This window comes from Alkalilacustris brevis, from assembly GCF_003350345.1.
Lineage (GTDB): Bacteria > Pseudomonadota > Alphaproteobacteria > Rhodobacterales > Rhodobacteraceae > Alkalilacustris > Alkalilacustris brevis.
Genome location: NZ_QNVJ01000087.1, coordinates 1 through 9,296, shown reverse-complemented (window position 1 = coordinate 9,296; position 9,296 = coordinate 1). Strand labels below are relative to the sequence as shown.

Annotated in this window: 9 protein-coding genes and 1 tRNA gene; 1 reads left to right on the top strand and 9 read right to left on the bottom strand. The window is 64.8% G+C overall.

The genetic code is table 11. The features are described from left to right. Positions 1-162: 162 nt before the first annotated feature. Positions 163-1,530: a phosphohexomutase domain-containing protein gene (locus DQ229_RS13920; protein WP_114966872.1), complete on the bottom strand. Its 1,368-nt coding sequence runs from the start codon at positions 1,528-1,530 to the stop codon at positions 163-165. 140 nt (positions 1,531-1,670) lie between these two features. Here DQ229_RS13920 and DQ229_RS13915 point away from each other — a divergent pair. Continuing rightward, a tRNA-Ile gene (locus DQ229_RS13915) sits at positions 1,671-1,747 on the top strand. Between the two features lie 238 nt (positions 1,748-1,985). Here the strand turns inward: DQ229_RS13915 and DQ229_RS13910 are convergent. The 8 genes from DQ229_RS13910 to DQ229_RS13875 form a co-directional block, all read right to left on the bottom strand. Then, complete coding sequence (locus tag DQ229_RS13910) at positions 1,986-2,678, bottom strand: fumarylacetoacetate hydrolase family protein (RefSeq protein WP_338014180.1); 693 nt, start codon at positions 2,676-2,678, stop codon at positions 1,986-1,988. Between the two features lie 117 nt (positions 2,679-2,795). After that, complete coding sequence (locus DQ229_RS13905; protein WP_114966870.1) at positions 2,796-3,776, bottom strand: Bug family tripartite tricarboxylate transporter substrate binding protein; 981 nt, start codon at positions 3,774-3,776, stop codon at positions 2,796-2,798. Positions 3,777-3,880: 104 nt separating this feature from the next. Continuing rightward, positions 3,881-5,407, bottom strand: coding sequence for a tripartite tricarboxylate transporter permease (locus tag DQ229_RS13900; protein WP_114966869.1), 1,527 nt, complete (start codon positions 5,405-5,407; stop codon positions 3,881-3,883). Between the two features lie 2 nt (positions 5,408-5,409). Beyond that, a complete protein-coding gene (locus DQ229_RS13895) occupies positions 5,410-5,907 on the bottom strand; it encodes a tripartite tricarboxylate transporter TctB family protein (protein WP_162300885.1) in 498 nt (165 codons plus the stop codon). Between the two features lie 169 nt (positions 5,908-6,076). Next, a complete protein-coding gene (locus tag DQ229_RS13890) occupies positions 6,077-6,757 on the bottom strand; it encodes a FadR/GntR family transcriptional regulator (protein WP_114966867.1) in 681 nt (226 codons plus the stop codon). Between the two features lie 398 nt (positions 6,758-7,155). After that, the gene (locus DQ229_RS13885) at positions 7,156-7,680 is read right to left on the bottom strand and encodes a chromate transporter (protein WP_114966866.1); all 525 of its coding nucleotides are present in this window, start codon (positions 7,678-7,680) and stop codon (positions 7,156-7,158) included. Further along, complete coding sequence (locus tag DQ229_RS13880; protein ID WP_114966865.1) at positions 7,673-8,248, bottom strand: chromate transporter; 576 nt, start codon at positions 8,246-8,248, stop codon at positions 7,673-7,675. Before DQ229_RS13880 ends, DQ229_RS13885 begins: the two co-directional genes overlap by 8 nt. A gap of 225 nt (positions 8,249-8,473) precedes the next feature. Further along, positions 8,474-9,199, bottom strand: coding sequence for a proteasome-type protease (locus tag DQ229_RS13875; RefSeq protein WP_114966864.1), 726 nt, complete (start codon positions 9,197-9,199; stop codon positions 8,474-8,476). Between the last annotated feature and the right edge of the window lie 97 nt (positions 9,200-9,296).

Genomic DNA, 9,296 nt, shown 5'->3' with positions numbered 1-9,296 from the left:
CGCTTGATCGGTTTCACGCCGCCCGGGACGCTTGCGGCCCGGGCATGCGCCCGCCCGCCCCTCAGGCGGGCGCATCCGCGCCCCCCTCGGGCGAGCGCATGCCCTCTGATCGAAAGAAGACGAGAATAATTCAACGCAACACGCTAAATGCCCCTGCCCCGCTCAATCCGCCTGCAGCAGCCCGCGCACCCGCGCAACCCCGGCGTCTACCCAGGAGGCATCATCGCGTGCCTCCACGTTCAGCCGCACCAGCGGCTCGGTATTCGACGGCCGCAGGTTGAAGCGCCAATCGGGGAAGGACAGGCTCAGCCCGTCGGTTTCATCGCATTCCAGCGCCTCGGGCGCCAATGCCTCGGACACCCGCGCCAGCGCCGCCGCCGGATCGGCAAGCGTGAAATTGATCTCGCCCGAGGAGGGGAACCGCGCCCGGCGGCTGGCCACCAGATGCGACAGCCGCTGCCCGCTGTCAGACAGCAACCCGGCCACCATCAGCCAGGGAATCATGCCGCTGTCGCAGCATACGAAATCGCGAAAATAGTGATGCGCGGAAATCTCGCCGCCATAAATCGCGCCGCAATCGCGCATAGCCTGTTTCAGGAAGGCATGCCCGGTGCGCGTCTGCACGGGCACGCCGCCGCCCTCGGCCACCGCATCGAGCGTGTTCCACACCACGCGCGGATCATGCACGATGCACGCCCCCGGCTCGCGCGCCAGGAAGACCGTGGCCAGCAGCCCCACGACGTATTCGCCGGGCACGAATTCGCCCTGGTCATCGAACAGGAAGCAGCGGTCGAAATCGCCATCCCAGGCCACCCCGAAATCGGCCCCCGCCGCGCGCACCGCCTCGGCCGTGGGGGCACGGTTTTCCGGCAAGAGCGGATTGGGCACACCATTGGGGAAATGCCCGTCAGGCTCATGATGCAGGCGGATGAACTCCAGCGGCGCGCCCTGCGCGGCCAGTGCCTCGGCAATGGCGTCGAAGGTCGGCCCGGCGGTGCCGTTGCCCGCGTTGACGACGATCTTCATCGGGCGCAGAGCCGCCACATCGACCATGCCCACCACCCGCGCCACGTAAGCCGCGCGCGCGCCCTCGGCTTCAAGGCGCGTCCCGCCGCCGGCATCGGGGCCGAAATCGGACGCCTCGGCCAGGCGCTGCAAGGCCGCCAGGTCCTCCTGGCTCAGCGGGGCCGAGCCTGCGCGCACCATCTTCATGCCGTTGTATTCCGGCGGGTTGTGCGAGGCGGTGATCTCGATCCCCCCGTCGGCGCCGAAATGCGAGGTGGCGAAATACACCTCCTCGGTGCCGCAAAGCCCCAGATCGAGCACCTCGACCCCCTCGCGCATCAGCCCCCGCGCCGTGGCGTCGAGCAGCACCTCAGATGACAGCCGGCAATCGCGGCCGATCACCACCCGCCGCGCATCCAGCAGCTGCGCAAAAGCGCGGCCCACATGCTCGGCGATATCCTCGTCGAGATTTTCGCCCAGCCGACCGCGAATGTCATAGGCCTTGAAACAGGTCATCTCGCGCATACGCATCCCTCCCCGACCGGTGCGGCGGTGCCCCTCGCATGACTAGCGGAAATCGCACTCCCGCGCCACCCGCAGCGGCGGGCCACAGGCTGCGGATTGCCTTGACCCCTTCGGCGGATGTGATACCCCTTCGCGCCGGCGGGCCTGTAGCTCAATTGGTTAGAGCAGAGCGCTCATAACGCTTTGGTTGGGGGTTCGAGTCCCTCCGGGCCTACCACCGCAAGTGCTTGATGCCAGGACGTGTTGCGTTGAATTGGACTCGTCCGGCTCCGACCAGAGGGCATGCGCTCGTCCGAGGGGCGCGCGCTGGCAGTGGCTGGATCGTCACGGGCTTGCCCGAGGAAGCCGTGGATTTCCTGCCTGGTTTGGCCCAAGGGTTTGCGCCTCAAACCCTTGGGCGAAATTTGAACTCGGCGTATCCTTCGACGCCTGAGCTGAACACCTGGTCCCGAAAATCACCGCAGGCGGAAGTCGACACCCGGCAGGCCTGTCACCCACCCCTTTACATGATCGCCCTTTGCGATGGCACCGACACCCTCGGGTGTCCCGGTCATGATGATATCCCCCGCCCGCAGCCGCATCAGGCGCGACAGGTAAGCGATAACCTCTTCGGTCTTCCAGATCATCTGCGCGAGATCACCTTTCTGGCGCAGATCGCCGTTGACCGACAGCCCGATCTCACCTTGTGACATGTCGCCGGCGTTTTCGACCGGGACCAGCGGTGAACAGGGGGCCGATGCGTCGAATCCCTTCGACATGTCCCACGGCCGGCCCATCTTCTTGGCTTCGCTCTGCATGTCGCGGCGGGTCAGATCGACACCCACACCATAGCCGAAGATGAGCTTCGACGCCTCCTCGACCGGCACGTCGACACCATCGGCTTTCAGTGCGACGATCAACTCGATCTCGTGGTGCAGGTCCTGCGTTGCGGGAGGATACGGAACATCGCCGGTACCGGAAACGACCGCATCGGCGGGCTTGGTGAAAAAGAACGGCGGCTCGCGATCGGGATCGTGCCCCATTTCGCGGGCATGGGCCGCGTAGTTGCGCCCCACGCAATAGACCCGGCGGATGGGGAAGAAGGCTGTCTCCCCCTGTATTGGCATCACGGTCTGCTCGGGGCGCTCGAATATCAGAGGGGTATCCACGTCTCACTCCTTTTGTGCCGCAAACCAAATGGTCAACTGACGTCGCGCCCGTGTTGCGGCCGATCCCGCGGCGTCAGGCCGGCCGCGCCATCACGGCGCGGCCGGTGTTTGCAAGGCTCAGTTCGAATCCCCGCCCATCGCGGCTTCCACCACGGGGGCATAGCTTTCCAACTGGCTCTCGATAAAGGCCGTGAACGCTTCGGGCGACTCGCTGCTCAGCGGCTCGGCGCCCGCGCGGCGCAGCGCCTCGCGCACATCATCGTCGTTCTCGATCATGTCGCTCAGTTCAGCGTGCAGCTTTTCCACGATCTCGGCCGGCGTACCGGCAGGGGCCACATAGCTCAGCCAAAGGGCCGCTTCATAGCCCTCGATGCCTTCCTCCTCGACCGTCGGCACATCCGGTATCTGCGGCATCCGGTTGCGCGTGCCGACCGCCAGCGCGACGACCTCACCGCTCTGGATTGCCGAGAAACCTGCAGGGAAGCTGACAAAGGTGAATTCGACTTCGCCGCCCATCACCGCAGTCATTGCCGGGCCGTTCCCTGAGTAGGGGATGTGCTCGGCTTCGACGCCGGTGGCGTCCTTGAACATCTCGACCGCCAGATGGGTCGTCGAGCCCACGCCCGCAGATGCGTGGTTCATCTCGCCCGGGTTTTCCAGCCCGTAGTCGATGATGTCCTGCATTGATTCGAACATTGAATCGGCCCGAACGACCAAGACGTACGGCGTCTCGGCGATCAGGCTGATATGCTCGAAATCATCGACCGGGTGATATTCGGGCTCGTGCACGAGGTGGCCGATGATATGCGTGCTGGTGGTGGCCACCGACAGATGGTAGCCATCCGGGTCCGCATTCGCCGCGACCGTGGTGCCGACGGTGCCTCCTCCGCCGCCGCGGTTCTCCACGACGATCGGCACCCCGAGACGTTGCGACAACGGCTCGGCCACCGTGCGCCCGACAATGTCGGTCGAGCCGCCCGCGCCGAAGGGCACGTTCAGCATGATTTCGCGTTCCGGATAGTCGGCCACTGCCATCCCCGCACTCAGGGTAACGGCAGCGATCGGCAGCGCTGTGAGAATGCGTCTACGCGTGTGCATGTCTCTTCTCCTCCACTTTCGACCGAGCGATGGATGCCAGGCCGAGAGCCGGCCCCTATGGCGGCGGCCGGTCGTCACCGCCGCGACAATTTCCGGGTCAGGCGTCACTTGCCTGCCCCGTCTGGTGCGGGACCACGGCGGCTGCGGAACCACCGCAGGACCGACGGCACCGCAACAAGCAGCAGGAACCCCGCCCCGAGCATCACGAAGAACAGGCTGATGGGCCGCTCTATGAAGATCATCGGATCGCCCCGTGACAGCAGCAGGGAGCGGCGCAGGTTGTCCTCGAGCAGCGGCGCCAGAACCAACCCCAGCAAAAGCGGGGCCGCCTCGCAGCGCAACTTGAGAAGCAGAAAGCCCAGCAGCCCGAATCCGACCGTCAGATAGACGTCGAAGGAATCGAGGTGCAGGCTGTACATGCCAATGCCGATGAAGCTGAGGATAGCCGGGAACATCCACGAATAGGGCATCGACAGCATCTTTACCCAGATCCCCACCAGCGGCAGGTTGAGAATCAACAGGAAAAGGTTGCCGATCCAGAAACTCGCGATCAGCCCCCAGAAGAAATCCGGGTTCTCGGTGACGATCTGCGGCCCCGGCACGAGGCCGTGGATCAGCATTGCGCCAAGCATGATCGCCATTGTCGCATCGCCCGGAATCCCCAGCGACAACGTCGGAATGAACGAGGTTTGCGCGGCGGCGTTGTTGGCGGCCTCGGGCGCTGTGAGCCCTTCCATGGCCCCCTTGCCGAAACGGCTGGGATCCTTGGCCACGCGCTTTTCCAGCGCGTAGGCGGCGAAGGTGCTGATTGCCGGCCCCGCGCCGGGCAGGATGCCGAGGGCCGCGCCCAGCAGCGTGCCGCGCAGCGTCGAGAAGCGGGCATCCTTGAGATCCTTCCGCGTCGGGATGAGATCGCGCCAGGGAACCCGGCCGGTGAAGCTTTGCCGCCGCTCTCCCAACGCGAGGTTGTTGATGACCTCGGCCAGCCCGAACAGGCCGATGATGACGATCACGAAACTGAGGCCCTCGTACAGGCTTGCCACGCCAAAAGTGTATCGGGGCGCGCCGGTGGTCAGGTCTAGCCCGACCATGCCCATCAGCAGGCCGAACACCATCATGGCCAGCCCCTTGATGATCGACCCGCTGACAAGGACTGACGCCGCGATCAGCCCCATCACCATGAGCGAGAAATATTCCGGCGATCCGAAATTGAGGGCAAAGCGGGCGAGTGGCGGCGCAAAAGCGGCGATGAGAAGGATCGCCACGCAGGCCGAGAAGAAAGAGACCAACGTCGTCATGACCAGCGCAGGCCCGGCGCGGCCCTGTTTTGCCATGGGGTGACCGTCGAGCGCCGCCATGAGGGATGCTGCCGTTCCCGGCAGGTTCAGCAGGATGGCGGTGGTCGATCCACCATACATCGCGCCGTAATAGATGCCGGCGAGCATCACGATCCCCTCGATGGGAGGAAGGTGGAACGTGATCGGCAGGAGAAGGCCAATCGTGGCCAGTGGCCCGATGCCGGGCAGCACACCGATGAAGGTGCCGAAGGTGACGCCGATCAGGCAGTAGAGCAGCGTGGACGGCGACAGCGCGACACCAAAGCCGTGGGCGAGGTTTGCCAGAAGTTCCATGATCAGGGCCAGACCTGAAGCGAGAGGCCAATGCCGTAGCGGAACACGGCGACGCTCAAGGCCGACATGAAAGCAGCGATGATCAGCGTTGTGACCCAGGTCAGGCGCGGGTCGGCGAAGGACGAGATGATCACCAGCCCGGTGATCGACAGCACCAGCCCGAGGCTGGGCAGTGCCGCACCGAAGAACACGAGCGACACCGTGACAGCCGTGGCGGCACGCACCGTCGACCAGATTTCGAAGCGGCGATCTGCGGCATCCGACACCGCCGCGGTCCGGGGCGCCTCTTCCGGGCCTGTCATGAGGGCGAGGCTTTTCAGCACTATGATCGCACCCAGGACCAGCAGGATCACACTGAGCGCAATGGGCAAGAAGCCCGGACCCATCCGGCGGGCGGTGCCGGGTTCGTAATCCATGGCGAGGACGTAAGCGGCAATGCCAACCCCGGCAAAGAGGATCCCCGACCAGAAATCCGCCGGCTTCGCTATCCGTATTTGCATGGCCGCCCCCCTCATTTTTAACCAATTCGCCACATTTTGGCCTATTGGATGCAACCAATCAATAAGTTGGCGCGATGTCAAGCTGCAGCCATTCAGCCGAAAGGCCGCCGCGGCGCGCGGCGGGAGCATCGGCTCAGTCTGTCACAGGGGTAGGAGGCGGCGGAGGTTTCTACTTCTCAAGAAGCCGCTGCGCGACGGTTCGCAGGTGCTTCTGCATGGCAATCTCCGCGCCGTCCAGGTCGCGCTCGCTGATTGCCGTGACGATGGCTTCATGCTCGGCGAAGGAATGATGGTCGGCGGGGGGACGGTCGGGAATCTGGCGCAGCCGCCCCCAGACCACGGCCCGGCGGACAGCATTGAGACCATCGAAAATGGCAAGCAGAAGCTTGTTGGCGGATGCCAGCGCGATGACCCGGTGCAGCGCATTGTCCTGAACTTCATACTGCCGCCAGGTGTCGGCGTCCCTGCCCAGGTTCATGTGCATGGTCATCGCCGCAACATCTTCCTGCGTTGCGTGAAGCGCCGCTTCGCGGGCCAGCAAGGGCTCGATGAGGATACGGGTGCGCATGACCTCGTTCGGGCTGGTCCTGTGCTGAATGCTGGGAAGGCTGAGCATGTCGTCAAGCGGCTTGGTGCCGACAAACGTGCCCTTGCCGACATGGCGCCAGATGGCCCCTTCCTTCTCCAGTACCGACAGGGCCTTGCGCAGATCCCCGCGCGTGACGCCCAGCTTCTCGCACAGGATCCGTTCGGGGGGCAGACGGTTCTCCTGCTCAGGATCATTCTGCGCAAGCCAGGCCCGCAGTTGAACCAGCGCGCCGTGGCTCTTGGCATTCGTCTGTGTCTGCATTCAGCCCGACCTTACCTCGACATGACGGCCGCTTACCTAAGCTGACGCGCGGAGCCTGTCAAACCAGCGTGACCAATGTTGCCACAATGTTAACCAATCCGGCAAGATGCGCCGGGAAGTTCTCTGCCGCTGAACTTTTCTCCAACTGCGGCTGGAGCCCGGTTGCTGTTTGCGCCAATCAGCGGGAGTTGAGCGATCACCCGGCGCGCGGCGCTTTCCTCTCGCGCAGCGGGTCGGGCATCACTCAGCGACACAACCATGACGGGCCAGGGCAGGTTATCATCGCCGCCGGTCATTCGCCGCGCGCGCCTTTCTCCTAAGGAATGCAACTTCCCTCCCGCACATACTGAAAACGTTTAGCGCAACGACCGTGGCGGATCAAACCACGCCCCTCACCCTCACACCAGCCCGAGCACGCCGATAACCGCGGCCACAGCCAGGATCAGCACCGGCGGGGCACGCGTGGCCAGGGCGGCCGTGGCGGCGGCAAACGTGATCGCATAGCTTACCCAGCTTACTGCGGCGGTATTGATCAGAAGCCAGGCGCTGGCCACCATCAGCCCGATGGTCAGCGGTGCCAGCCCCATTTGCAGCGTGCGGAACCAGCGCCTTTCGCCCCAGGCGTTCCACAGCCGCGCGGCAAGCGTCGCCACGATCACCGGCGGCAGGGTAAACACCACCGTGGCAATCACCCCGCCGGGAATACCCGCCATGTGCCAGCCGATGAGCGAAACGAACAGCGTGTTTGGCCCCGGCGAGGCCTGCGCCAACGCGAAAAGCGTCGCAAAATCGGCGGCCGTCATCCAGCCCTGGGTGGCGACGACAAGGCGGTGCAACTCGGCCAGGATCACGTTGACCCCGCCGATCGCCATCAGCGAATAGCCCGCCAGATAGCCCAGAAGCTGCAGGAAATCCTCAGTCATGCCGCCGCCGCCCCGCCAGATAGGCCAGAAACACGCTGAGCGGCCCCAGCGTGAAGATCACCAGCACCAGCGGCAGCGACAGCACCGCAATGGCCGCCACCGCCAGCACCACCACCGTCATGGCGCGCGCCTGGGTGATCACCGGCCAGAGCAGCTTGGCCGTCACCGCGCTGATCAGCCCCGCTGCCGCCGCAGCCACCGCGCGGAAGGCGTTGCGCACCGCCTCGACATCGCTGAACCCCGCATAAAGCGTCGCCAGGCTCAGCACGATGCAGATGGGAAAGGCCATCAGCCCCACCAGGCTGGCCGCCGCACCGCGCAGCCCGGCACCGCGCATTCCGAACACCACCGCGAAGTTCACGACGTTCGGGCCGGGCAGCACCTGGCACATCGCCAGGATCTCGGTGAACTCGGTGACAGTCAGCCATTTGCGCCGCTCGATCAGCTCGTGATAGGCCATCGGCAGCACTCCGCCAAAGCCGGTCGCGCCGATATAGCCCCAGCAGCGCAGCATCTCCAAGGGGCTGATCGAACGGTTGGCAGGCCCGGTGCGCTCGGTTTCAGGCATGCCGTTTTCCCTGCCGCAATATCTGGTAAGAAAACATATAATCAGCCATGCTTGAAATCCCCGGTCCGGTCGTGAAATCGCGGCGCGGGCTGGCGACCCCGCCCTCGCCCGGCCTCGCCCCCTGCCTACGCCTCCGCTTCGGGAAGGTCCAGAGCATACCGTTGCATACCGCCATCCATTTCGCGCCCTTCGGCACGGCTCACGGCCTCTGGCCCTGCTTGGATGTCAGATCCGCACGCGGGCGAAGCCCTCGCGCAAGGTGGCCGACCAGTCCTCGGACATGGCGGCGAACCGGGGATCGCCAGCCTCGATCCTGCGGCTCAGGCCGACGCGGCAGGCATCGCGTTCGATCACCACCAGATCAAGCGGCATCCCGACCGAGAGATTCGAGCGCAGGGTCGAATCCATCGACAGCAACACCGCCTTCTGCGCGTCATTCAGGCCGGTCTCGGGGGTGACGACCCGGTCAAGGATGGGCTTGCCGTATTTGTGCTCGCCGATCTGCAGATAGGGCGTGTCCTCGGTGGCCTCGATGAAATTTCCCTCGGGATAGATCAGGAACATCCGCATCGCGCCGCCGCGCCGCTGCCCCGCCACGATCATCGTGGCGCTGGCCGACTGTTTCATGGTGGCCATCTTCTCATGCACCTCGGCGCCCACCGACAGCAGGGCGCGCCCGACGATATCAGCCACCTGCAGCATCGTATGCGCTCGCATGATCGAGCTTTTCTCGTCGGCGTCAGGGTCTTCGACAGCCTCCTGCAGCCGTGCCATCGTGGTTTGCGTAACCGAAAGGCTGCCGGCGGTCATGATCGCGATCACGCGCTCGCCCGGCTCCTCGAAAAGGAACATCTTGCGATAGGTCGAGATATTGTCGAGCCCGGCATTGGTGCGCGTGTCCGACAGCAGCACCATCCCCGCCTTCAGCAAAAGCCCCACACAATAGGTCACGTTTTTCCCCAGCCGCCTGTCACTGCAACCCGCCCGGTCTATTGCTGCGCCGCGCCGACCGCAACAGCGACTTCCAGATGCTCGGCCCCGTTGCCGC